The organism is Chelatococcus sp. KU-N122 (genome assembly GCF_055391085.1).
The window spans coordinates 164,300-189,340 of the sequence record NZ_AP043981.1 but is presented as its reverse complement, the minus strand read 5'-3'; the positions used below and the strand labels follow the sequence as shown (position 1 = coordinate 189,340).

The window sequence follows — 25,041 nt, the reverse complement described above, 5'->3', positions numbered from 1 at the left end:
GGAACGCCGCCCGGGTCCCGTCCATGTCCACCTCAGGAAGTTTCCGAGTGACAGCGATCAAGGCCCTGCGCGGGGGCGCCATCTCCTTCCGCGGCAATCCGTTCGACCAGCCGGCGGAGACGTGTCTCGTCCATCACGAGGACGCGCTCGTCGTCATCGAGGCGGGCCGCATCAAGGCGTTCGGCCCCTATGCCGAGCTCGCGCCGACCCTGCCGGCCGGAGCGGAGATCGTCCACTACGAAGATGCGCTGATCTCCGCGGGCTTCATCGATACCCATGTGCATTATCCGCAGGTCGAGATGATCGGCGCCTACGGCTCGAGCCTTCTCGGATGGCTCGAGAAGCACACCTTCGCCACCGAACAGAAGTTCGCCGACGCGGCTCACGCGCAGGTCAGCGCGAAGTTCTTCCTTCGGGAGCTTCTGCGTCGGGGCACCACCACCGCCGCGGTCTATTGCACGGTCCATCCGCAGTCCGTGGATGCCTTCTTCGAGGAGTCCCATCGGCTCAACACGCTGATGGTCGCCGGCAAGGTGCTGATGGACCGCAACGCGCCGCAGGCGCTGCTCGATACGGCGCAGCGCGGCTACGACGACAGCAAGGCGCTGATCGCCCGCTGGCACGGGAAGGGGCGGCAGCACTACTGCGTGACGCCGCGTTTCGCGCCGACGAGCAGCGAGGCCCAGCTCGAGGCCGCGGGCGCCCTCGTCCGCGAGCACGCGGGCCTGTTCATGCAGACGCATCTCAACGAAAGCGTGCACGAAGTCGAATGGGTGAAGAGCCTCTTTCCCGCGCGCTCGAGCTATCTCGACGTCTATGCCCACGCCGGCCTGGTCGGCCCCCGCTCGGTGTTCGGCCACGCCGTCCATATGGCGGAGGAGGATTTCTGCACCTGCCATCGGGCCGGCGCGGCGCTTTCGCACTGTCCGACGTCCAACCTGTTTCTGGGCAGCGGCCTGTTCCGGCTGTTCGACGCCCTCGATCCGAGGCGGCCTGTCCGGGTCGGGCTCGGCACGGACGTCGGCGCGGGGACCTCGTTGTCGCAGCTCCAAAGCCTCAACGAGGCCTACAAGGTCGCCGCGCTCCAGGGGCAGAGCCTCAACCCCATCCAGGCCTTCTACCTTGCAACGCTCGGCGGCGCGACGGCGCTCTACCTCGACGACCGGCTCGGCAGGCTGGAACAGGGATTCGACGCCGACATCTGCATCCTCGACGGGCGCGCCACGCCGCTGCTCGCCTTCCGCAGCGAGCATTGCGCCGATCTCATGGAGCGCCTCTTCGTGCTGATGACGTTGGGCGACGACCGCGCCGTGCGCGCCACCTACGTCGCCGGCGAATGCGTCTATGACCGCGACCGTGGCGAGCCCTTCGTCGAGCCGGCGGCGATGGCGTAGGCTTGGCCTAGCTCATCTGCTGAGCTGAAGCGGGCGCCAGAATCAGCCGATCGAGCCTGGAAGGTTGATCTCCTCGAAATGCCGCTTCGCGCAGTCATAAAAGACCGCCGGCGCGAAATGCAGATGGCCGCCGGCGCGAACGATGAGGCCGAAGCGGTTGGCGGGAATATCCGGATCCTCGAGCTGCCGGAACACCAGGGTGCCGGCGTTGATCTCGTTCTGCGCGCCGATCGGCGTCATCAGAGACGCATGCCGGCCGATCAGCGCAAGCTCGACCAGCATGCCGATCGAATCGACCTCGACCAGCGGCCGGCGTGCCAGATTGACACGCTGAAGGAAGGGCTCGATCACTTCGCGTATCGAAATGCCCGGCTTCGCGACCGCCGTCGGGTGCTCGAGGCAGGCCGCGAGGGTGAGGTGGGGGATGTGGGCGAGCGGATGATCGGGCCGCATCACCGCGCCGAGCCTGATGTCGCGCCGCACCGCGACCTCGATGCCCCGCGACGGGCCGGTGATGAAGCTGAAGCCCACGTCGACGAGGCCCTCGGCGGTTCGCGCGATCACGTCGGCGGACGAACCGACGGAAACGTCCAGGTGGATGCCGGGATAGCGTTGCGCGAAATCGGCGATCAACGCCGGCATGGCCGACAGGCCGACGCTCTCCACAGTGGCGATGCGGACCGAGCCGATCTTCAGCCCGCGCAGCATGTCGAGCTCGGAGAGGGCGGCCTCGAGCGGCGCGGTGAGGCGGCGCGCGTGATGGAAGAGGATCTCGCCCGCAGGCGAGAGCTTCAGTCGTCGCCCCTCGCGTTGGAACAGCTCCATGCCGAGCGCGTCCTCGAGGCTCGCGACCTGCCGCGTCACCGCCGAAGAGGCGACATTGAGCCGACGTGCCGCCTCGCGCACGGACAAATGCTCCGCGACCGCGTTGAAATAGACGAGCGCCGGCTGGTGAAAGACGCGCACCATCAGGGCGGGCGACAGCGCGTGATCGCGCGGCCGGGCTTCGATGGGGCGTCCGCCGAGCTTCGGCGGGCTTTCGTCGCTACCAGCCATGCAGGCCGGACCCGGTCATTCGCGGACTCATGCCGCACCCTACAATATACCTCATGTCTCATTCCACAATATTATGACGCAATTTCAAAGAGCTGCGTGCCCCGACAGGCGCGGCGCCGGCGGCGAGCGCGTGGCCCGGGCTCCTCGCGCGGAACGCACGGCGTAGGCGGCGCTGCACGGCGAAGGAGCCCCGGGACCGCCGCAAGCCATGGCGCGGAACTTGCCAGCGTCGGCTTCGCCGGAGCAATCTCGCGCCGCGGGCACGGCGCGTGTCGGTCCGGTGCCGCCGGCCCGGCAAAGGCGGCGGTCGTGATCGCCGGCAGGCTTTGCTGAGGATTTGACGGCATGGGTATTCAGGCGCCCCCGGCACGGCTGCGATCGCTCGGCGAGGAAATCGTCGGGCGCGTCGAGGAGCTCGGCGCCATCTCCGAGACGCCAGGCGCGCTGACCCGGGTCTTCCTGTCTCCCGAGCACAAGCGCGCATCCAGCCTCATCATCGGCTGGATGCGCGAGGCGGGCATGACCGCGCACCTCGACGCGATCGGCAATGTCGTCGGACGCTACGAAGCCAAGAGCCCGGGCGCGCCGGCCTTGCTGCTCGGATCCCATTACGACACCGTGCGAGACGCCGGGAAATGGGACGGGCCGCTTGGCATCGTCACCGCCATCGCATGCGTCGGCGATCTCAACCAAAGGGGCAGGCGCTTGCCCTTCGCCATCGAGGTCGTCGGCTTCGCCGACGAGGAAGGCGTGCGCTTTCCGGCGACCTTGCTCGGCAGCCGCGCGCTCGCCGGGACGTTCGTCGAGAGCGTCCTCGAGCTCAAGGACGCAGGCGGCGTCCGCATGTCCGAGGCGATGGCCAGTTTCGGGCTCGATCCGGCGCACGTGGGCGCCGCGGCGCGGATCCGCAGGGAGTTCATCGGCTATCTCGAGCTCCATATCGAGCAGGGGCCGGTGCTCGAGGCCGAGGACATTTCCGTGGGCCTCGTCACCGCGATCAGCGGCGCGACGCGCCTCACGGTCCAGCTCACCGGGATGGTGGGACATGCCGGAACGGTGCCGATGCACCTGCGCCGCGACGCTTTGGCGGGCGCGGCCGAATGCATCCTCGCGGTCGAGGCGCATTGCCGATCGCTCGCCGGCGTCGTCGGCACGGTCGGCTATGTCCGCGCCGATCCCGGCGCGATGAACGTCATCCCAGGCCACGCGGCCTTTACGATCGACCTTCGCTGCGAATCGGACGATCGGCGCCGGCTGGCGGTCGCCGCCGTCGTGAGGAGGATCGAAGACATTGCCAGGCAGCGCGATCTCGTCCCGCAGATCGACGTCACGCACGAGAGCCGCACGGCCCATTGTGCGCCTTGGATCAGGGAGCAGATCGCGCAGGCGATCCGCGGCGAAGGCCTGCGCGTGCTGGAGCTGCCGAGCGGCGCCGGCCATGACGGCATGGCCATCGTCGACGTCGCCGATATCGGCATGATCTTCGTGCGCTGCCGCGGCGGCGTCAGCCACAGCCCGGCGGAGCACGCCGAGCTCGCCGACGTCGACGCCGGCGCTCGGGTCATGATGTCCGTCATCGAGAACTTCCGTCCGCAGGCGGCGGAGCGGCGGACCGGTTAGAGAGAACGCTATGTCGCGATCCAGCGGAAGTGGACGGCGAGAGGCTGCCGGCGGCCTCTGATCGTGACCGTCCGCTGGTCCTCGAAGATGCCGGTGTCGGCGCCCGCGGCACGGGCCTCGGCGATGACGTCGTCGCTGGCGACGAGGGCTGCCTTGGCCTGCTTGCCGACCTCCAGCAGCCGGCTGGCCACGTTGACGCTGTCGCCGGCCACCGTGATGTGCTGATGATCGCTGGCGCCGAGGCGTGAGAACACGACCTCGCCGTAGTGAACGCCGGCGCGCAGGTCGATCGTGCCGGGCCGGCATTCCGGCCGGGTGGCCAGCCAGTCCCGCACCTTGACCACCACGTCACCGGCGGCCGCGAGCGCATGGGCGGCGTCACCGGGCGCCGGCTCGGGCAGGCCGAAGACGCTCATGGCGCCGTCCCCCATGAAGTTCATGACGATGCCGCCGTGGGTGGTGACGACGTCGCTGACGAGCCCGTGGAAGTCCTTCAGGAACGTCCGGGTGGCCTCGGGGCCGAGCCGCTCGCTCAGCCGCGTGAAGCCCGTGAGGTCGACGAACAGCACCGCCGTCGCCTGCGTCCGCGGCTCGGCCAGGAAGCCCGGATCGCTCGCGATGAGGGCGGCGAGCGCCGGCGGCTGAAACAGCGCCAGGGCCTGCTTGGCCTGGACGAGACGCCGCTGCACCAGGCGGTCGCCGATCTGCCGGCCGGCGACGGCGATGGGGATGACGGGCGCCATGGCCGCCAGCGGCAGTGCCGCGCTCAGCCAGGCGTCGTGGGCGAAAGCCGCGAGGGTGACCGCAAGCCAGGCCGCCGCCGCCAGCACCACCACGCCGATGCCGATGCCCCACGGGGCGAGCGACAGGGCGAGCGCCGCCAGGACCGCCATGGCGACGGCGGCGGCCACGTCGATGCGGCGGATCGCCTGGCTGCGCACGAGGCCGTCGCCGGTGAGCAGATGGCCGACGGCCGTGGCGAGCACCTCGACGCCCGGCAGCACGGGATCATAGGGCGTGGCGAAGGTATCGCCGGTGCCGACGGCGGTGGTGCCGATGACCACGATCTTGTCGGCGAGCTGCTCGGCCATCCGGCCATCGTGCAGGATCTGCTCGGCCGGGATCGTCCTGATCGCGCCGCGCGGGCCATAGAAGCGTAGCGGCAGGTGGCGGCCCTGGTCGACGCCGCTGACGACGGTGCCGAGAACGACCTGATCGCCTTCGAACACCGGCTCGGTCTCCGCCGCCTTGGCGGCGAGCAGCAGGGCGAAGGAGGGCAGGAGGTCGGCGCCCGCGCGCACCAGCAGCGGCACGTGCCGCGGTGTTCCGCCGTTGTCGGCGGCAATGTTGACGAGGCCGATCGGTGCATCGGCAGCCAGGACATCGGTCGGCCAGAGCATGCGCGCGGCCACGGGAATGTCGCCATGCGCCCGGTCGCGCAGCGCACCGTCGGGCCCGCGGGCGAACAGGGCGGCGGAGCCGATGATGGTGCCGGACCGGCGGAGCGCCGCGGCGAGCGCCTGATCGGCCGCGTCCGGGCCCTTGTCGAAAAAGAGCAGGTCGAGGCCGAGGGCTCTGGGCCGCTGCCGCGCGACGATGTCGACCAGCGCCGCGACCGTGGCGCGGGGCAGCGGATAGATGCCGCTCTGCGCCACCGTCGCGTCGTCGATCGCCACGATGACGATATCGGTGGGCGCCGGCCGCGGACCGGCCAGACTGAAGCGCAGGTCGAGCAGCGGCGCCTCGAGCCGGTCCAGCACCGTCGCCCGGCCGGCGAGGTGCCAGGCGCCGAGCAACCCCGACCAGGCGAGCGCCAGCCCGAGCGCCACCAGGGCCGGCACGATCCTCCAGCGGCCCGTCATCGGGAAAGCCGCGAACGCCGGCTCGACCGCGGCGCCGCCGGCGTGATCACCCAACGCATGCTCTCTCTCGATCGTCTCCCGGTACGCCTCCTCGCAGGCCGACCAGAGCATTTCGCAATCGGATGAACTCCACCCAATCGCAGAGAAGCGCTCCAGGCTCGCGACACATAGCCACTGAACGACGACACTGGCCATCGTGACCGCTGCGCGGAGAACCTCGGTCGGCCTGTCGTACCGGGTTGTGCAACGGGCCGCCAGCCCCCGGGACGGCAGACGGTGTTTCGCGACGATGAGCGGAGGCTCGACGGCGTGACACGCGCAGGCGTCCCTTCGGCTCGACCGCGCCGGCTGTCCAATGGTGTCGCGGCGGCGCCGCGGAGCATTGCGAATATTATCGCGACGTGAAGCTTCCCGTCGTTGCTGCCTTACGCGCTCGACCGGTTTGCCGAGCTGCTCGCTCTCGACCGACCGCGGCAGGCACTGCTTCGTCACCCCCTGAGGCAGGTGGTCGGGTGGAGAAGACGCTGACCTGCCAGGTCGGCCGGGCGCGGGCCCAGCTCGGCGGATCGGTCGCTTATGCAGAACTGCGTGCCGCAGGGAGGCGGCGCAAATTATAGGTCAGCGCGGTGGAAACCACGGATGTGCGGCTGTTGCAGCCGAGCTTATCAAATATATTCTCGAGGTGCTTCGAGATCGTCGAGCGCGCGACAAACGTCTTCGATGCGATTTCATTGTTTGTCGCGCCGGAGATCAGCAGCTCGATAATCTCGAGCTCGCGCGCCGTAAGCCCATAAGGGAGCTGACATTCTTCGGTCACGAGCGCCCGCGCGCCACCTTGCAGCAGGCCTGTGTAGACCCGGTACCAAACGGACTGGTGCTTGTAGAGGAAAACCTCCGGTATCTGATGCGGATCGAAGCGTGCGAGACACGTGTTCAACTCCTCGCGCAATGGCTCCAGCGGTCGGGGAATACCCGGAAGATCGACAATTTGACCGGCCGAGGTGATGACGCAGCCGCTTCCGTTCTTGAATCTGCTGGCATACGGGCAGGTCGCGTCCCGCAGCAGGTCCGTGAAGTTGCCCAGGATCGTCTGCAGGCACTGTACGATGTCCGCCATCATGTCCGAGGACGGGAAACGGGGATCGTCGGTGCTGATGTGCAGATCGCCCGTGTACCGGCCGTCCCGGCTGTAGAGGCACAGCGTGATGCCCTCATGGAAGCCCGCAGGCAGAAAGACCTCCTGAACCGAGTAGGAGTCTTGGTAGTCGAACGGCATTTCGGCCCATTTCAAGGCCTTCTGTCGACGCCCCTGTCGCTGGTAGTAGTCGTAGGCGACATCTTCGCTCACGAACCGACCGCTGAGATAAGATAATACTTTCGGATCATAGCCGCTGGACGCGATGGTCCGATGGGTTCCGTCGAGAGGATTGTAGACCGTCAGACAGGAGGCGACAAAGGGCAGCCGGGACATCATCACATCGAGCATTTCCCGGCCGGACGCGGGATCGCACGGCGAAGAGGCCGTCGCGATGGCTGCGATATCGAGAGGAATTAGCATGGCCGCCACTCCGCTGTCCGATTACGAAGGGCGATGCAATTAAGGCGCCAATCGACCCCTCTGCGCGGTCGCTTCTTCGCTCTCTGACGACCAAAGGCCAGACGCGGCAGCCGCCTCGCGCCAAAACTCGCTCGGCCGTCGGCTTCCTGTCAATAGTCCGGATATCCGGGACGGTCGTTGCACAGGGGGCCGCTCGACAGTCGGGCGAGCGCAGATGTTCCCAGTTGCAGTCGCCCGATCGCTTGGCGATGGGGCGTCGACCGGCAGACCAGGGCGGCTCCTGTCGTCGCCCATCCCTACAGCGCCAACGAAGTTGCAGAGTGCCGCCTCGACGAAGCCGTCGAGGCGGATGTACGTCGAACTGCAACCCAAAGTCTGTTTGAACGAGGCGAGAGCCGGTTCGCGTGAAGAAGACGCGTCAGATCTTCAAATAGGCATCGGCCCAGGGACGCACCTTCTCGAGGTTGCGGGCGAGCCTCAGGAGCAGAGCGTCTTGCCGGGGCCTAGCCGCGAACTGGATGCCGACCGGCAGCCCGTCCTTGGTAAAGCCGGCGGGAACGGAAATTGCGGGATTCGACAGCATGTTGAACGGATAGGTGAGCAGCCAGTCCAGGATTTGCTCCCGTACCGACTTGCCGTGGAGCCATCTGGGCGAGAATTCCCCGTGCGGGAAGCTGGCGGACGCAAGCGTCGGCGAGGCGAGCACGTCGTAGTCCCGCATGAAGGCGGTGAAGGTGTCCCACATCTTGCCACGGATGGCGCTGCCGCGCGCCACATCTACGGCGGTGGTGGTTTCCGCCTCCTTCATGATCAGTATGAGATTGTCGTCCACCTGGCCGTGCAGATCGTCCCAATCGTAGGCGTCATAGACTTCCGCGAAGGCCGGCACCCAGAGCCCATGCCACATGGCCAGCGAGATATCGCCTTCCCATTTGGGCGCCGCTTCTTCGATCGTGACGCCGATCTTCGCGAGATCCTCCAGCGCGCTTCGGCAGATGGCGATCACCTCGGGGTCGACATGGACCCCTGTCCCGAGATCGTCCGACCAAGCCAGCCGGAGCCCTTCGACGTCGCCTTCGATCGCCTCGACGAAGGATGGAACGGGCTTCTCGATCGTCTTCGGATCGGCGTCGGACGGACCTGACCAGATATCCATCATCAGGGCGGAATCCGCCACGGTGCGCGTGATCGGGCCGTGGAACAGGAACGAGTGATAGCGGTTCGGGAACAGCGTGTCGGGAACCACGCCGACGGTCGGCTTCAGGCCGACCGTGCCGCTCAGAGACGACGGAATCCGGACGGAGCCGGCGCCGTCATTGCCTTCGGCGAGCGGCGTGATGCCGGCGGCGACCGATGCCGTGGCGCCGCCGCTCGATCCCCCGGTCGAATAGCCCTGCTTGAAGGGATTGTGCGCGGCGCCGTACTCGTGGCCCTCGCAGCCGCCGTAGTAGCCGAATTCCGGCAGGTTGGTCTTGCCGACGAACAACCCGCCGGCATCGCGCAGCCGCTCGTAGACGACCGCGTCGTAGGTGCCTACGTTGCCATGGTTGGGCTTGAAGCCGCTGGTGAACGGCAGCCCTTTCATCGACGTATTGTCCTTGATCGTGAAGGGAACCCCATGGATCGGGCCGAGCTCGTCGCCGCGTTGCACGGCTGCGTCGAGGCCCTTGGCGTCCTTCAGGATCTGCTCCCGATCCACATGGACGAGGGCGTTGAGCCTGGGGTTGACCGCGTCGATCCGCGCGATGGTCGCCTCAGCGACCTGCGTGACGGTGACCTCCCGGTTCCGCACCATCTCTGCCAGTTGCGTCGCCTGCACCAAGTGTAGGTCAGTCAAGGTTGTGCTCCTTATGCAAAACGCGGCCCGTGCGATGGGATTGCGCGTCGCGTGCCGGCGGCGTTGAAAGCTGAATCCAGCGATTTATGAGTATTTGGCGCTGTGATTTCAGGAAATACGCCATATATCGGATATTGAGCCCGGCTCGGGCCGTCCGGGCCGAGCGCCGCCGTGCCGGCTCGTCCCGCTCCAGGAGTGGTCGGCCTGCCCTTGCCTCGGGCTGTGCCGCGTCTTCCGTGTTCGCAGCGGCTCGCCCCCCGAGGGCGGCGCGGCCGTCGGCAAAAATCCGTCATTTAGCGAATGTCTCGGGCGTCGACGGCGGTGCTAGCGTCCGTGCCGCATGAGCCTTGCGGCCTTCGGATACATGCCCCGACGCGGATCGCATGCCCGGCCGATTGTCTCCACGCCGCCGCAACCACAGAAGATCAGACGGGGAATCGCATGATCACGCATGACAGAATCGCCAAATCTTTGGCTCTGGTCCTCTCGACTGTCGCCCTGGGTTGTCTCATGCAGCCCGCCCGTGCCGCCGCGAAGGACTGCGCGAAGACCTACACCATCGGCTACAGCCACCCCGTCAGCGAGGCCAAGGCGGTGCAGGCCGTCGCCAAATACGCCGAGCGTCGCGCCGCGGACGTCGGATGCGTCAAGCTGCTGATCGACGCGACGACGAACCTGAACCTGCAAACGCAGCGCGCAGCCGTCGAGAACTGGATCCTGCAGGGCGTCGACGCCATCGTGATCCGTCCCGTCGATCCCTCGGCCTTCGTGCGCCTGCAAAAGGAAGCCCAGGGCAAGGGCATCAAATGGCTCACCTACACCAAGCCGATGCAGGGCCAGGACGGTTCGGTGGGCTGGGACACGAACAAGGCCGGCGAGCTGATCGCCGAGCATGTCAAGCAATGGGCGAAAGAGCATCGTCCCAAGGGCGGCGCCGTCGCCGCGGTGACCCAGTTGTCGATCGAGCCCTCGCTGGCCGGACAATGGAAAATCCCCTCGGCCGCGTTGAAGGAGCTGAGCATTCCGATCGTCCTGGCGCAGGATTGCGCTGATCAGGAATGCGGGCTCGCGATGGCCGAAACGGCGCTACGTGAAAACCCCAACCTGCGGATCTTCATCGCTGGGAGCACCGACGATCCGGGCGTGGGAGCCGCTCGCGCCTTCCAGAACGCCGGCATCAATCCCGGCGACGTCTATATCGGGGGCATGGACGGCTCGGAGCAGGCGCTCGCCGAGATCAAGAAGGGCACCTACTACAAGGCGACGGCGGCCATCCGACTGGATCTGCTGGGCTATTCCATCGTCGACGCCGCGCTGCACGCCATCTCCGGCAAGGGCGAGACCAACATCCTCGCGCCCAACGAGCTGGCGACGACCGCCGACATGGATGCGCTGAACAAGTTGCTCGCAGTCTATAAGTGAGGTCGGAGATGAGCGCTTCCACGGCGTCCATCAAGCTGGTGGATCTCCGCAAGTCCTTTGGAACGACAGAGGTGCTCAGGGGCGTCAACCTCGAGTTCATGCCGGGCGAGGTGCACGCGCTGCTGGGAGCGAACGGAGCTGGAAAATCGACATTGCTGGGATGTCTCAGCGGTGCCGTCCAGCCGACATCCGGCAGCATCCAGGTCGATGGCAAGGCATTCCAGGGCTTCGCGCCGCGCGAAGCCCTGGAGGCAGGCATCTCCATCATCTACCAGCACTTCCAGTTGGCGACGACGTTGACCGTCGCCGACAATGTCTTCCTCGGCGCTGAGCTCAAGTCGCGCTGGCACATCCTCGACAAGCAGGAACAAGAGCGCATCACCTCCGAGGTCCTCAAGCGGATCAACCTGGAGATCGAGCCCAACGAGCTGGTCCAGGATCTGAGCGTCGGCGAGCAGCAGGGGGTGGAGATTGCCCGCTCCGTGCGCCGCGAACCGCGCCTGCTGATCCTCGACGAGCCCACGGCGGCCTTGGGCAAGTACGAGGTCGACGCCCTCCTGACCCTGGTGCGACGCCTGGCGCACGAACTCGGCGTGGCCGTCGTCTTCGTCACGCACCTGCTGGGCGAGGTGATGCAAGTCGCCGACCGGGTCACGATCCTTCACGACGGCCGGGTGCTCTGGACCAGGCCGCGCGACAACGTCTCCATCGTCGACATGATCGAGGCCATTTCGCCCGATGCCGCCTCCGCGGGCAAGCCGCCGGCGCGAATTGTCAAGTCGAACGATCTCGTGGCGTTCGAGGCTTTCGAGACCTCCTATTGCGGGCCCATCGACCTTCGTATCCGCGAAGGGGAGATCGTCGGCATCTACGGAATGCTGGGCAGCGGACGAACCGATCTTCTGGAAACCATCGCCGGCGCGCGCCAGCGGTGGAAGGGCCGGCTGCGCCTGGGGGACTGCGATCTCGCCTACGCGACCGTGTCGCAAGCCATGGCGGCCGGCGTCGCCTTGGTCGCCTCCGATCGTCTCACCCAGTCGCTGTTCCCGAGCTTGAGCGCGCAAGACAATCTGATGATGCCGCACTACGCTCAGCTCGCCCGCCTGTGGCGTCGTCCGCGCCGCGAACTGGATACCTTCAAAGGAACCGCGTCGAAGCTGAACCTCGTGCCGGCGAACCCGGACATCGACGGTTCAGCCTTCTCCGGCGGCAATGCGCAGAAGCTCGTGCTCGGCCGTTGGCTGGCCGACCTTCGCGACATCCGGCTGCTTCTGCTGGATGAGCCGACCCAAGGCGTCGACATCGGCTCTCGCGCGCAGATCTACAAGCTCTTGCGCACCTTCGCCGTGGAACGACCACGGCGCGCGGTGCTCTTCGCCACGAGCGATCCCGAGGAAGCGATAGCGCTCGCCGACCGGATCATCATTCTCATCAATGGTCGGCTTGCGCATGTCACGGAGCCGACGGTCGACGAGGCCGAATTGTTGTCGCTCGCTCAGGCAATCGGCGTCGAACACAGAACTACCGATTAGGAAAGAGATCATGACCATTCAGGTCGATCAGGGCTTCCTCCCGTCAGGACCGATGTTCAAGCAGATCGTCATCAAGGGCATCGGCTTGATGATGCCGCTGGCGACTGTCGTCCTCATGGCATTCTTCGCGATGAGCACAAAGTCGTTCTTCACCTTCGACAACTTCGCGGCGATCATTTCCCAGAACGCGGCGGTCATCATTATCACGGTCGCCTTCGCGATGCTGCTGATGGCCGGCTATGTCGATCTGTCGGTCGGCTCCGTCATGGGGCTGGTCGGCGTCGTCGCAGGTATGGCGTTCCTGCACGTGGGCGTCGTCGCGGGCATCCTGAGCGGCCTGGCTGTCGGCCTCGGCTGGGGGCTGATGAACGGCGTGCTCATCGGGATCCTCGGCTTGTCGCCGATCGTCGTCACGCTGGGTGGATTGGCCGCGGCGCGCGGCATCGCATTGGCCCTGGCCCCGAACGCTATTTACGGCTTCCCGGACTTCGTGGTCGATCTGGGCAGCGGAAAGCTCTTCAACCTCGCCTATATCGGCTGGATCGCCCTGGCCATCGCGGCGGCTGGCCTCGTGGTCCTCGCCAAGACGCCTTTCGGCAAGCATGTTCAAGCGATCGGCGTGAACCCGCGTGCCGCTTTCCTCGTTGGCATCCGTGTCAAGCGAACGGTCCTCCTCCTCTACAGCCTGACGGGCCTTGCCGTCGCGCTGGGGGCGCTGCTGATCGTGGCGCGCCTGGATAGTGCGCCCTCGGGGACACTCGGAGTGGGGCTGGAGATCAGCGTGCTGACGGCCTCGCTGCTTGGCGGAATCCCGTTCACGGGCGGCCGCGGGACCATGTGGCGTGTCCTGCTCGGCGTGTGGTTTCTGATCGTGCTTCGAAACGGGCTGGCACTCATGAACATCGGAACGGAGTTCACCAACATCATTTCCGGTTCCGTCCTGGTCGTCGCCGCAGGGCTGGAAGTGCTGCAGATGAGCCTGCGAAAACGTAGCTGATGCCCGCCGCACCGACACGTCGCCTCGTCGAGGGGCCGACGCGGACTGAGTTGCGTGATTCCGTTGTCGCTTTGTGTCAAAGCGAGGTGAAGTCGAGAAAAATTCCGTATATGAGCAATTGATAAGATTTTATTTCCACGTGTTGTCAGATTTATAAATTATTATTCTATAGTAGCCTGTTGTTGACATGCTGATGATCGCGGATACACATCGCCAAACGCTCGCGCCGCACATTCTACCGCTTCACCTTCGCCTTGAGAGCAAGCGATGCCTCGATACCTGTCGCGTTTTTCGCTGGCGCTGCTGCTGCGCGCCGCAGCGACGCCTGACACAGACGCCGACGTGCCCGCCAATCCGTTCGACATCGATCGTCTCGCCGCCTACGTCCGTGATCTGGAACGCCACGGCTACGATCGCGTGGTGCTCGCGGATTCGCTGGATACATCCGCGGTCGGGACGGGCGCCGCCTGTCTGGGCCTCGAGGCCTTCACGCAGGCCGCCTTCCTCGCGGTGAAAACCACCCGCATCGGGGTGACCGTCTCGGTCAACACCAACTACGTGGAGCCGTTCGGCCTGGCGCGGCTGCTGGCCTCGCTCGACCATATCAGCCGCGGGCGCGCCGCGTGGCTGGTGTCGATCGACGAGTCGGGCAACTCCGCCGGCAATCATCAGCGGGCCGAGACGGCTCTCGAGGTCCGCAGGCAGCGGCGCGACGAGGCGGTGGCCGTGATCGAGGGGCTGTTCACCACCTGGGAAGATGGCGCGTTCCTGCGGAACAAGGACACGGGCGCATTTGTCGATCCCACAAAAATCCATCCGCTGGACCACCACGGGCGCTTCTTCCAGGTCCGCGGCCCGCTCAACGTCGCGCGGCCGCCCCAGGGCCGCTTGCCGAAGCTCGCGTGCGTCGGCCCGGTCGCGAATGGCGACGACGACCTGTCGGCGCTGAGCCGATACGATTCGATCGTCGTCTCCGGGCGGAGTGATGCCGAAGCCCGAAGCCTCAAGGCCCGCCTGGCCGCTGCCGCTGCCGCCGGCGCACCGCGCCTGCTGAAGCGCCTGACCCCGGTGCTGCACGGCGTTTCTCATGCCGCCGACGACGATGCGGCCCTCGGGCATCTTCGTCGCGCGACACCGGAGGAGGACCTGTTCATCGGCACGGTCGACGACTGGCGCAGGCAATGGGCCCGCCGGTCGGCGGGAGCAGGCCCCTGGGACGGCCTGCTGATCGATCCTGCGCCGGCTGATTATCTCAACGGGTTGCTGCTGGAGGTGCTTGCCGCCGCCGATCACGGCAGCGCCGCCCCGCATCGCAGCGTCGCGAGCTAGGCCCACTCGACCATGACAGCACCAGCTCGAAGCCATGAGGCGAGGCAACTCCATCTGGGATTGATGTTCTGGGCGACCGGCACCCACTCCGCGGGCTGGCGGCATCCGCTGGCGCGCAGCGACGGCGCGTTCGACATCGCGTTCATTCAGCAGATGGCCCAGGCGGCCGAGCGCGCCAGGTTCGATTTCATGTTCCTGGGCGACAGGCTGGTGGCGGATCCGGCGCTGGCGAAGACCAATCCGGGACAGATGTCCCGGCTGGAGCCGTTCACGACCGCAAGCGCCATCGCCGCCGTGACGGAGCGGCTCGGGCTCGTCGTCACCGCCAACACCACCTACAGCGATCCGTTCACCGTGGCCCGCATGCAGGCGTCGCTCGATCACATCAGCAAGGGGCGCGCCTCCTGGAATATCGTGACCGGAGCGGACCCGGCGGCGGCCCACAATTTCAGCCGCACCGAGCATTGGGACGAGACCAGGCGATACGAGTGGGCCGACGAATTCACCGAGGCCGCGCGGGGTCTCTGGGACAGCTGGGGCGATGGGGGATACGCAGTCGAACGCGACGGAACATTTCACGTCAAGCCGGATGGGATTGCACCGCTCCACTTCGAGCGCCGGCATATCCGCATCGACGGCGCGCTGAACCTGCCGCGGCCGCCACAGGCGCACCCGGTTCTGCTGCATGCCGGCACGTCCGAAAGCTCGCGTGAATTCGGTGCGCGCCACGCGGACGTGCTGTTCACCGGGCATGCCGTGCTCGAGGAGTCGCGCGAATACTATCGCGACGTGAAGAGCCGCGCGCAGCGCTACGGCCGCCGGCCGCAGGACATCAAGATCATGCCCGGCCTGATCGTGATCGTGGAGGACACCACGGAACAGGCGGTCGCCACCTACGATGCGCTCAACCGGCTGATCACGCTGGATCCGGAGGACGCGCCAGCCGCGCAGGCCGCGGCCGGACAGGACGTCAAGCCGCACTTCCAATATGTCGGGCTCGGCCGTGGCGCGAAGCGCAATCTGACCCTCGCGGCCGAGGCGCTGGGCGTCGACGTGCGCGGCAACGCCCACGATGCGCCGGTGCCGCCGGACGTTTACGAACTGGCGACGCCGGCCGGCCAGGTGATCCTGAACTACATCACGCGCCTGACGCGGCGCACCCTGACTGCGACCGACCCGGCGCGGCGGATCACCTATCTCGATCTCATCCACGCCTCCATCGCGCAGACATCCGCCGTGGTCGGCAATCCCGTCGAGGTTGCCGACTACATGCAACTCTGGCTCGACGAGGGGGCGGCGGACGGGTTCAATATCTTCCCGTCGTTGCTGCCTTACTCGCTCGACCGGTTCGCCGAGCTCGTCGTGCCGGAATTGCAGCGGCGCGGCATCCACCGGACCGACTATGCCGGCGCGACGCTGCGCGACCACTTCCACCTGAAGCGGCCATCCTGACCGGTCGTCCGGCTTTCGGCCACGAGCGCCGCCGGCGCAATGTTCCAACGTCTTGAATCTGGAGCCGCTTCTCTCCGACCGGGTGGTTCCACCCGATCAGGACACACTCTACCGCCCGAACCGGCCCAGGAACTCGGCGGCGCGGCCGGCGCCCCAGCGGTTCACCTGCAGCGGCGCCGTGCCGGCTTCCACGTCGACGCCGTCGCCGCTGCGCAGCAGGACGCCCGGGCCGCGCGGCCGGCGCACGTCGACCGCACCGGTCTGGACGAAGACCGAGGTCCGCGTCGGCACGACGTAGACGGCCCACGTGGTGCCGCGTACGGACGCGATGGCATGAGGCGTCAGGATCTGGAAGGGGCCGCGCTTGGGCGGGGTGTCGACGAGCAGGCCGCCCTGGGTGAGCACGGCGGCCTCCGGCCGGCCATCCCGGTTGCGGTCGATCAGGCGATACTGGCTGTCGCGCCGCGCGGTGATCGAGACGCCGCCCGGACAGGAGAGCACCTCCCGCGGCGGGTCGGTGTAGGCGGTGGTGGCGCAGCCGCGCCCCTGCGCCCGGGCTGAGCCGGTCGCACCGGCACCGAGCATGAGCGCAGCGGCAACCATGGCTGCCCCGAAAGAAGTCGATATGCCGCCGGCCCGGGCCATGTCCTCATCCTTTCAGACCGACCGCCGCGGTCGAGGCCCCGCGGGATCGTAGCCGAGCATGGCCCGCAAGCCGAGTACGTCTAAAGGATCGGGGGATCCGTCGGGGTGCGGCAGCGCACGCGGCAGGGCGTATCCGGTCGGGGCGAAGCTTCGTTTAGAATAATTATAAAATAGAGTTTAGAACGAATTTAAAGTAATACCTGCAATGTCGATAGCGCGTCGGACGACGTTTGACGTAACGTATGATATTGCCTAAGGCCGCTCGATCACGGAGACCAAGGTCCATGTGCGGCATACGGAAAATTGGCTACGCCACTGTTGTTGCCCTTGCGATGTCGGCGGGGCCCGTCCTGGCCAAGGAGGTCCCGGTCGGCAAGCACGTGATCCAGGAGGGCCTGGAGGTCGCGGCGGTCTACCTGCAGCCGATCGAGATGGAGCCGGCGGGCATGATGCGCGCCGCCAGCGACAGCGACGTGCACCTGGAGGCGGACATCCACGCCGCCAAGGACAACAGGAACGGCATGCCGGAGGGCGACTGGGTGCCGGCCCTGCAGGTGGGCTACGAGCTGACCAAGCTCGACGACGGCCAGACGGTCAAGGGCGACATGATGCAGATGGTGGCCAGCGACGGCCCCCACTACGGCGACAACGTCAAGCTCTTCGGGCCGGGCAAGTACAAGCTCAAGCTCACCATCGCGCCGCCGGGCCCCAACCAGCATTTCGGCCGCCATGTCGACAAGGAGACGGGCGTCGGCCCCTGGTTCAAGCCGTTCGAGGTGAACCAGGAGTTCACCTACGCCGGCGCCGGCAAGAAGGGCACCTATTGAGCGGCGCACCGATGCGCACCCTCCTTGCCGTCGGCCTTGCCTTGTTCGTCGTCGCCGGGGCGCGGGCCGACGACATGCCCGTGTTCCAGATCGACATGAACAACGGCGTGATCACGCCGCGGCGGCTGGAGGTGCCGGCCAACACGCGCTTCAAGCTGGAGATCACCAACTCCGGCGATACCCCGGCCGAGTTCGAGAGCACGCCGCTGCGCCGCGAGAAGGTCCTCGCGGCGAAAAGCTCGGGCAATCTGGTGATCCGCACGCTCGATCCCGGCGAGTACACCTTCTTCGACGATTTCCATCCTGGAGCGGAGGCGATCCTCGTTGCCAAGTAGCGCCGACACTCTGCTTGCGACCACCGGCGCGGCGCCGATCCGGCGCCGCCGGTCGGCGCTGCTCGAGTGGGTCGGCCATGCCTTGCAGACGCACCAGCGCACCATCCGCACCGTGCAATGGCTCGTCGTCGCCGTCTACGGGATGCTGATCATCGGCCCCCTGGTGCTGCCGCTGCCGGATCGGACTGCGCATCTGTGGACGCATCTCACGCTGTTTGCCCAGTTCGCCTTCTGGGGCCTGTGGTGGCCATTGGTGCTGCTCAGCATGGTGCTCGTCGGCCGCAGCTGGTGCGGGCTGCTCTGTCCGGAGGGGACGCTGACCGAGTTCAGCAGCCGCTGGAGCCTCGGCCGCGCCGTGCCGCGTTGGCTGCGCTGGCCGGGCTGGCCCTTCGTCGCCTTCGCGCTGACCACGGTCTACGGCCAGATGGTCAGCGTCTATCAGTACCCCATGCCCGTGGCCGTCATTCTGGGCGGCTCGACGCTCGCGGCGATCGCCGTCGGCCTCGTCTACGGCCGCCACAAGCGGGTGTGGTGCCGCTATCTCTGCCCGGTCAACGGCGTCTTCAATGTCCTGGCGAAGCTGGCGCCCGTGGCCTTCCAGGTCGACGGGGCGGCGTGGTCGACGTCGTCCAAGCCGCCGCGCTCGGAGGCGGTGAACTGTGCGCCGTTGGTGCCGATCCGCGTCATGCGCGGCGCCGGCCAGTGCCATATGTGCGGGCGTTGCGACGGCTACCGCGGCGCCGTTCACCTCGCCGCCCGCTCGCCGAGCCACGAGATCGTCCATGTGGCCGGCGACGAGGCGGACCCGTGGCAGACGCTGCTCATCCTCTTCGGCATGATGGGCATCGCGATCGGCGCCTTCCAGTGGAACGCCAGCCCGTGGTTCCTCGAGGCCCGGCAATGGCTGGCGGAGCAGTTGGTCGACAACGGCGTGCTGTGGCCGCTGCACGCGCTCGCCCCCTGGTGGGTGCTGACCAACTATCCGGCGCAGAACGACACGATGACCCTGCTCGACGGCTTCGTGCTGCTGTCCTACATCGGCATCGCCGCCCTGGTGATCGGCACGGCGACATCGCTGGCCGTGGCGGCGGCATCGCGCGCCGCCGGGCCGTGGGCCTGGTCGCGCTTCCACCATTTCGCCCAGACGCTCATTCCGTTGGCCGGATGCGGTGTCTTCCTGGGCCTGTCGTCGCTCACCTTCACGATGTTGCGGGCCGATGCCATCCACGTGCCGTTCGTGCAGGAGGGGCGGGCCCTGCTGCTCGGCGGCGCCGCCGTCTGGTCGGTCTATCTCGCCTGGCGGGTGGCGGGCCTGTCGGTCACGGGCTGGCGGCGGGGGCTGGCCGCGGCCTGCATCGGCGCCGCTGCCGCCTTCGTCGACTGGAACTGGGTGCTGCTGTTCTGGATCTGGTGACGCCGCGTCGGCGCATCGCCTCTTGACGGGCGCGTGAGCTGGCCGCGACCATCATCAAGGTGCCATGGAGCCGGCGTAGGATTCCCCCAGGCGGGTGAGCCGCAACGGAGGATCTGATGGCCGAGCTGCCCACCAAGGCGACCGAGACGCTTCCCACCCTCGTCGCCGATCCGCGGCTCGTCGCCCAGATCAAGCGCGGCATCAATCTCGGCGACCGGGCGATGATCACCGGCTTCGGCGACAGGTCCCAGCGCGACGTGGTGGGCTTCGCCGACCGCATCCTGGCTCAGACCCGCAACAAGGACATGGGCGACACGGGCAAGCTCCTGCTCGACGTGATCGAGAAGGCGCGTGGGCTGGACCCAGCCGAGATCCAGAAGGCCGGCTTCCTGGAGCGCCTGGTGTCGTCGGCCGAGAGCCGCCTGCGCCGCTTCGTCGGCCGCTTCGAGACCGTGGCCGGGCAGATCGAGGGCGTCACCATCGAGCTCGACCGCCACAAGGATACGCTCAGGCGCGACATCTCCCTGCTCGACGAGCTGCACGAGGAGACCAAGCGCGCCGTCCTCGTCCTGGAGGCGCACATCGAGGCCGGCAAGGAATTCGCCGAGGAGTTCAAGGTCGGCCGGCTGAACGAGCTCAAGGTGCGCGCCGACGCGGCCAAGACCGACGGCGAGGGCCTGATGGCGGCCCAGGACTACCAGGATGGCCTGCAGGCGCTCGACCGGCTGGAAAAGCGGATCTTCTATCTCCAGCAGGCGCGCCAGATCGGCATCCAGCAACTGCCCCAGATCCGCATCGTCCAGGCCGGCGACGAGACGCTGATCGAGAACCTGCAGGCGACGACCCAGCTCGCCGTGCCGATCTGGAAGCAGAAGATGGTGCTGCTGCTCGGCCTGTCGCGCCAGTCGGCGGCGCTCGACCTGCAGAAGACCGTCACCGACGCGACGAACACGATGATGCGCCAGGCGTCCGAGATGATGAAGGAGCAGGCCATCGACATCGAGAAGCAGGCGCAGCGCGGCATCATCGACATCGAGACCCTGGAGAAGACGAACCGGGACCTGATCGACACGGTCAACGGGGTGCTCCAGGTGCAGCGCCAGGGCCGCCAGAAGCGGGCGGAGGTGGAGCACCGGATGGAGGAGCTCACCGGCGAGCTCAAATCCGTTCTCACCACGGCGCCGAGCTGACGCGGGGCGCGGCTGGCAAGGGGAGCGGGAGCCATGGCCCGCACGATCCGGTTCCGCGGCGCCCGGCGCCTGCTCGCCATTGCCATGGCGGCGGCCCTCACGGCCGCCGGCGCGGCCTGCAACGACCGGGGGCCGGCCGTCACTATCGTCGCCGGCTCCGAGAACAAGCCGCTCGAGCCCTTGGTGCAGGAGTTCTGCAAGGAGCGGCGCGCCACCTGCAGCTTCGTCTACAAGGGCTCGCTCGACATCGGCTTCGGCCTGAAATCGAAGGGCGAGCCGCTCGACGCGGACGTGGTCTGGCCGGCGGCGTCGATCTGGATCGACCTCTTCGACGAGGGGCGCAAGGTCAAGCACCTGCAGTCCATCGCGCAGACGCCAGTGGTGCTCGGCGTGCGCAAGGGCAAGGCCGAGGCGCTGGGCTGGACGACGCGCGCGGTAACGACGGGCGACATCATCGCGGCGGTGCGCAGCGGCCAGCTCAAGTTCCTGATGTCGTCGGCCACACAGTCGAACTCGGGCGCCGGCGCCTACCTGGCGATGCTGACGGCGGCGGTGGGCGAGGCCGACGTGCTGACCGAGGCCGACCTCGCCAACCCGGCGGTGCGCGACAAGGCGCGGGCGCTGCTCGCCGGGGTGGAACGCACGTCGGGCTCGAGCGGCTGGCTCGGCGATCTCTTCCTCGACCAGGACCAGCGCGGCACGCGCTATCAGGCGATGTGGAACTACGAGGCGGTGCTGAAGGAGATCAACGACGTGCTGACCGCCCGCGGCAGCGAGCCGCTGTGGCTGGTCTATCCCAAGGACGGCGTCGCCATCTCCGACAGCCCCATGGGCTATCTCGACCGCGGCCGCGGCCAGCAGGTGGAGAGCTTCGTCGTCGACCTCGAGGCGTTCATGCTCTCCGCCCCGGCCCAGAAGCGCATCGCCGCGACAGGACGGCGCATCGGCCTCGGCCGTGCTGACACGGTCCAGCCGGTTCCGGCCTGGAATTTCGATCCCGGCCGGCCGGTGACGGCGGTGCGCCCGCCCGAGCCCAAGGTCATCTGGGCGGCGCTGAACCTCTACCAGGAGGCGCTGCGCCGTCCCTCGCTCACCGCGCTCTGCGTCGACGTCTCCGGCAGCATGGAAGGGGAGGGCATCCGCCAGCTGCACGACGCGATGAGCTTCCTGTTCACCCCGGACACCACCCGCGAGTTCCTCGTGCAATGGTCTCCGGACGACAAGATCGGGGCGATGGCCTTCTCCAACTCGACCGGCCCGATGCAGCGCGGCAGCGGCGCTCCCGCCGACCAGGCGCGCCTCAAGGCCTGGGGCACGCAACTGCGGGCCGGCGGCGGCACCGACATGTACGCCTGCGCCCGCGACGCTCTTCAGGCCATGGCGCCGGACCTGGGGACCGGGCGGTATCTGCCGGCCATCGTCATCATGACCGACGGCCAAAGCCAGGGCAGCCTGCAGGCCTTCCTCGACGACTGGCGTCGGGACGGCCACAACGTGCCGGTGTTCGGCATCACCTTCGGCGACGCCGACCGGTCCCAGCTCGACCGGCTGGCGGCGGACACCGCCGGGCGCGTGTTCGACGGCCGGTCCGGCCTCGCCGATGCGTTCCGGGCCGTGCGGGGATACAACTAGCGCCATGGCGTTGCGGGGCGACAGCGGCATGAACCACGTCATCGGCGGCCTCGTCGCCGCGGTCGTGCTGCCGGCGGTCGCCTTCGGCCTGAAGCTGCCGTTCCTCGTCGCGCTGGCCATCGCGGCAGGCGTGTATTTCGGGGTGGCCTTCCTGCTGTCGCCGCGGCGCGCCATCGATCGCGTCGATGCGGAGGGCGTCGGGCGCGTGCAGGCCGAGCTCGTCGCCGGGCTGGTGGAGGACGGCGAGGCCACCATCGCCCGCCTGCGCGCCACCTCGCGCCGGCTCAAGTCCAAGGCTGCGGCGCGGACGGTGAGCCACATGGCCGATGCGGCCCAGTCGCTGCTCGACAAGCTTGCCGCCGAGCCCGGCAAGCTGCCCGCGGTGCGCCGATTCCTGACCTATTACCTGCCGCGCTCGGCCGAGATCGCCGAAGGGCTGGCCATCGTCGAGGAGCAGCGCCGTCCCGACGCCGCACGGCTCAGCGAGATCGAGGCCATGCTGGGCAAGCTCGACCAGGCCTTCACCTTCTATGCCGACAACTTCGCCCAGGCCGAGCTGGAGGTGCTCGACGTCGAGCTCAAGCTGCTTGGCCGCTCGCTCGCCGAAGACATCGGGCTGCCGCAGGCGCCGATCACTTCGCCCGAAGCCTTGCCCCGGAAGGAAACGCCTTAGAGCGGCATGATCGTCTTCCAAACATCATCCCACTCCGGGTTACGTGGAGCATGACCTTGACCAAAAGCCGGCATCTACGTCTTGGGATCATACGCTAATGGCGATCAGCCGCCGCGCCGTGGGCCTGGGCCTGCTCGGCCTCAGCGCCGCCGGGACGGCCGCCGTCCTCTACGGCCGCTCCGACCCCATGGTCCGTGGCCTGCTCGGGGACACCACGACCCTCACCGGCTTCATCGGCGGCGAGAAGGAGCGCTTCGTCGCCGACCCCGACGTCGTCTCGGCCCTGCGCCGCTACGGGCTCGCGCTCGATGCGCGCCGCGCCGGCAGCGTGGAGATGTCGCGGGAGAAGGCGCTGCTCGATCAGAACCCGCAGTTCCTGTGGCCGTCGTCATCGGTGTTCGTCGATCTGGCGCGGATGAACGGCGTCAAGATCCGCCGCGATCAGGTGGTGCTGAACTCGCCGATCGTCGTCTATTCCTGGCAATCGGTCGCCAAGGGGCTCGCCGGCGCAGGCATCGTGCAGCCGGAGGGGGAGACGCGCTACCGGCTCGACCTCGCCAAGCTGCTCAAGGCGGTGCTCGCCAACAAGAGCTGGTCGGATCTCGGTGTTCCCGCCCTGTTCGGCAGCGCGCGCCTCATCTCCACCGATCCGAACCGCTCCAATTCCGGCTTCATGTTCGCCGGGCTCGCCGCCAACCTGCTCAACGGCGAGGTCGCCACGTCGGCGGCGCTGGCGCAGGTCGGCGATCAGGTCAGGACCCTGTTCGCGCGCATGGGCTACAAGCCCAGCTCTTCCGGCAAGATGTTCGAGGACTATATCGCCGGCGGTCCCGGCGCCCAGCCGATGGTCGTCGGCTACGAGAACCAGCTGATCGAATGGGTGCTGGAGGACGCGGCGCGCTGGCGCCGGCTCGACGCCTCCGCCGCCGTCAAGCCGGTGATCCTGTATCCCCAGCCGACGGTGTTCTCGGCCCATCCGCTGATCGCCATCGATCCGGCGGTCAACCCGCTGATCGACGCGCTGATGAGCCCCACCATCCAGGACATCGCCTGGCGCAAGCACGGCTTTCGCGGGCCTCTGGGCACGGTCGGGGCCGAAGCCGAGGACCCGCTGGTCAAGGACCGCATCCTGCCGACGATCGACGCGGTCATGCCGATGCCCGACATCGCCACCATGCTGGCGCTGATCGACCGGCTCGCTGCGTAGAACTCGTTGCATTACGCATCCGCGGGCAACCGCATGCGGGCAATATAGGTCGATCGATTTAGTATCGGTGCTGAGTCGATCAGCAGCAACATCTGGTCATGTGGGCTGTCTCGCCCCTTCACCGGCTTCAGATTTCCCCGATACAAAACGCAAGCTGCCGGAAACATCGAGACACACGCACGCCACGTTGGGGCTGCATCGCGTTCCCACGATCACCTCGTCCAGATACGAGGTGATCCGACATGGCTCTACGGCGAGACGTGGTTTTCCTGCACATCCCCAAGACGGCGGGAACCTCGCTCCGAACCGCGCTCGAATCGGCTCTGGCCGGCCACGTCCAACTGTTCGACTATGGGGAGCACGACACCAAGACGAGCCCCGCGATCGTGCGGCTGCGTCGCGAGGGGGCATGGCCGGGCGGCGTCGACCAGTTGCCTAGGACGCGGCCGATCTTCCTCTGCGGCCATATCGAAGCGACGGACTATCTGGGCCGGTTCGGGCCCCAGTCCTTCGTCACGTTCCTCCGCGACCCGGTCGACCGCGTCATCTCGGCCTATCATCACAGCAGGCGGCATACGGACGACAGGCGATCGTTCGACGAGTTCGCACGCGACCCGCGGCAGCGGAACATTCAGGCTCACCAGCTCGACGGGCTGCCGCTGGCTGGCTGCGGCTTCGTCGGCGTCGCGGAGCACTATCGGGCGGATTGCGCCGACCTGGGCCGCTGGCTCGGCGTCGAGCTGGCCTACATCCGCACCAACATCAAGCCGTTCGTCCAACGCTTCAGCCGACTGGGCGTCGACCGGCGCACCATCGCCGAGCTCAACCAGGACGATGCGATGCTCTATCGCGAGGCGCTGCAGTTGCGCGGCCGGCGCCGCGAGCGCGCAACACAGGCGGGCGGCGGACACGAGCATGCGGCACTCGCCGACCGTCGCCTGTGCGACGAGCGCACATAGTCGACGACTGTTAGAGCAGTTCGCTATTGAATGAGGTCATCCAACTAGCGAAGCGCTCGCGCGAGGAGGCCCGGCTCGCGCGCCGCGCGAGCCGGGTTCG

At 67.4% G+C, this 25,041-nt stretch carries 20 protein-coding genes; 15 read left to right on the top strand and 5 right to left on the bottom strand.

Features of this window, described 5'->3' with window-relative positions; translation table 11 throughout:
- Positions 1 to 23 precede the first annotated feature (23 nt).
- Complete coding sequence (gene guaD / locus ACZ5PO_RS00815) at positions 24 to 1,394, top strand: guanine deaminase (RefSeq protein ID WP_464189278.1); 1,371 nt, start codon at positions 24 to 26, stop codon at positions 1,392 to 1,394.
- A gap of 42 nt (positions 1,395 to 1,436) precedes the next feature.
- Here the strand turns inward: guaD and ACZ5PO_RS00810 are convergent, their stop codons facing one another.
- Positions 1,437 to 2,450, bottom strand: coding sequence for a LysR family transcriptional regulator (locus ACZ5PO_RS00810; protein WP_464189276.1), 1,014 nt, complete (start codon positions 2,448 to 2,450; stop codon positions 1,437 to 1,439).
- A gap of 345 nt (positions 2,451 to 2,795) precedes the next feature.
- Here ACZ5PO_RS00810 and ACZ5PO_RS00805 point away from each other — a divergent pair, with 345 nt between their 5' ends.
- Entirely contained in the window at positions 2,796 to 4,070 is a 1,275-nt protein-coding gene (locus tag ACZ5PO_RS00805; RefSeq protein ID WP_464189273.1) for an allantoate amidohydrolase, read from the top strand.
- An 8-nt stretch (positions 4,071 to 4,078) separates the two neighbouring features.
- On the opposite strand, the gene ACZ5PO_RS00800 is transcribed toward ACZ5PO_RS00805, so the two are convergent.
- The 3 genes from ACZ5PO_RS00800 to ACZ5PO_RS00790 form a co-directional block, all read right to left on the bottom strand.
- Positions 4,079 to 5,986, bottom strand: a complete 1,908-nt coding sequence (locus ACZ5PO_RS00800; protein WP_464189271.1) for a CHASE2 domain-containing protein — start codon at positions 5,984 to 5,986, stop codon at positions 4,079 to 4,081.
- Between the two features lie 520 nt (positions 5,987 to 6,506).
- Entirely contained in the window at positions 6,507 to 7,490 is a 984-nt protein-coding gene (locus ACZ5PO_RS00795) for a helix-turn-helix transcriptional regulator (RefSeq protein ID WP_464189269.1), read from the bottom strand.
- 418 nt (positions 7,491 to 7,908) lie between these two features.
- Positions 7,909 to 9,327, bottom strand: a complete 1,419-nt coding sequence (locus ACZ5PO_RS00790) for an amidase (RefSeq protein ID WP_464189267.1) — start codon at positions 9,325 to 9,327, stop codon at positions 7,909 to 7,911.
- A 300-nt stretch (positions 9,328 to 9,627) separates the two neighbouring features.
- On the opposite strand from ACZ5PO_RS00790, the gene ACZ5PO_RS00785 reads away from it, so the two are divergent.
- The 5 genes from ACZ5PO_RS00785 to ACZ5PO_RS00765 all read left to right on the top strand — a co-directional run bounded on the left by ACZ5PO_RS00785 (position 9,628) and on the right by ACZ5PO_RS00765 (position 16,059).
- Positions 9,628 to 10,749, top strand: coding sequence for a sugar ABC transporter substrate-binding protein (locus tag ACZ5PO_RS00785; protein WP_464189265.1), 1,122 nt, complete (start codon positions 9,628 to 9,630; stop codon positions 10,747 to 10,749).
- Positions 10,750 to 10,787: 38 nt separating this feature from the next.
- Entirely contained in the window at positions 10,788 to 12,281 is a 1,494-nt protein-coding gene (locus tag ACZ5PO_RS00780; RefSeq protein ID WP_464189263.1) for a sugar ABC transporter ATP-binding protein, read from the top strand.
- A 10-nt stretch (positions 12,282 to 12,291) separates the two neighbouring features.
- Positions 12,292 to 13,278: an ABC transporter permease gene (locus ACZ5PO_RS00775; RefSeq protein ID WP_464189261.1), complete on the top strand. Its 987-nt coding sequence runs from the start codon at positions 12,292 to 12,294 to the stop codon at positions 13,276 to 13,278.
- A gap of 267 nt (positions 13,279 to 13,545) precedes the next feature.
- Positions 13,546 to 14,607 carry an LLM class flavin-dependent oxidoreductase gene (locus ACZ5PO_RS00770; RefSeq protein WP_464189259.1) on the top strand — a complete coding sequence of 354 codons (1,062 nt, stop codon included), beginning with the start codon at positions 13,546 to 13,548 and terminating at the stop codon, positions 14,605 to 14,607.
- A gap of 63 nt (positions 14,608 to 14,670) precedes the next feature.
- Entirely contained in the window at positions 14,671 to 16,059 is a 1,389-nt protein-coding gene (locus ACZ5PO_RS00765) for an NtaA/DmoA family FMN-dependent monooxygenase (RefSeq protein WP_464189257.1), read from the top strand.
- Between the two features lie 108 nt (positions 16,060 to 16,167).
- Here ACZ5PO_RS00765 and ACZ5PO_RS00760 read toward each other — a convergent pair whose 3' ends face one another.
- Entirely contained in the window at positions 16,168 to 16,662 is a 495-nt protein-coding gene (locus ACZ5PO_RS00760) for a FecR domain-containing protein (protein WP_464189255.1), read from the bottom strand.
- A gap of 326 nt (positions 16,663 to 16,988) precedes the next feature.
- Here ACZ5PO_RS00760 and ACZ5PO_RS00755 point away from each other — a divergent pair, with 326 nt between their 5' ends.
- From ACZ5PO_RS00755 to ACZ5PO_RS00720, 8 genes are all read left to right on the top strand, one after another.
- On the top strand, positions 16,989 to 17,531 hold the full coding sequence (locus tag ACZ5PO_RS00755) for an iron transporter (protein WP_464189253.1): 543 nt from the start codon (positions 16,989 to 16,991) through the stop codon (positions 17,529 to 17,531).
- An 11-nt stretch (positions 17,532 to 17,542) separates the two neighbouring features.
- Entirely contained in the window at positions 17,543 to 17,866 is a 324-nt protein-coding gene (locus ACZ5PO_RS00750) for a cupredoxin domain-containing protein (RefSeq protein WP_464189251.1), read from the top strand.
- Entirely contained in the window at positions 17,856 to 19,280 is a 1,425-nt protein-coding gene (locus tag ACZ5PO_RS00745) for a 4Fe-4S binding protein (protein ID WP_464189249.1), read from the top strand. Before ACZ5PO_RS00750 ends, ACZ5PO_RS00745 begins: the two co-directional genes overlap by 11 nt.
- A 116-nt stretch (positions 19,281 to 19,396) precedes the next feature.
- Positions 19,397 to 20,470 (top strand): toxic anion resistance protein, encoded by a 1,074-nt coding sequence (locus tag ACZ5PO_RS00740; protein ID WP_464189247.1) that lies wholly within the window; start codon positions 19,397 to 19,399, stop codon positions 20,468 to 20,470.
- A 33-nt stretch (positions 20,471 to 20,503) separates the two neighbouring features.
- Positions 20,504 to 22,102: a VWA domain-containing protein gene (locus ACZ5PO_RS00735; protein ID WP_464189245.1), complete on the top strand. Its 1,599-nt coding sequence runs from the start codon at positions 20,504 to 20,506 to the stop codon at positions 22,100 to 22,102.
- A gap of 28 nt (positions 22,103 to 22,130) precedes the next feature.
- A complete protein-coding gene (locus tag ACZ5PO_RS00730; RefSeq protein ID WP_464189243.1) occupies positions 22,131 to 22,775 on the top strand; it encodes a 5-bromo-4-chloroindolyl phosphate hydrolysis family protein in 645 nt (214 codons plus the stop codon).
- Positions 22,776 to 22,872: 97 nt separating this feature from the next.
- Positions 22,873 to 23,982, top strand: a complete 1,110-nt coding sequence (locus ACZ5PO_RS00725; RefSeq protein ID WP_464189241.1) for a type 2 periplasmic-binding domain-containing protein — start codon at positions 22,873 to 22,875, stop codon at positions 23,980 to 23,982.
- 242 nt (positions 23,983 to 24,224) lie between these two features.
- Positions 24,225 to 24,941 (top strand): sulfotransferase family protein, encoded by a 717-nt coding sequence (locus ACZ5PO_RS00720; RefSeq protein WP_464189239.1) that lies wholly within the window; start codon positions 24,225 to 24,227, stop codon positions 24,939 to 24,941.
- Positions 24,942 to 25,041 lie beyond the last annotated feature (100 nt).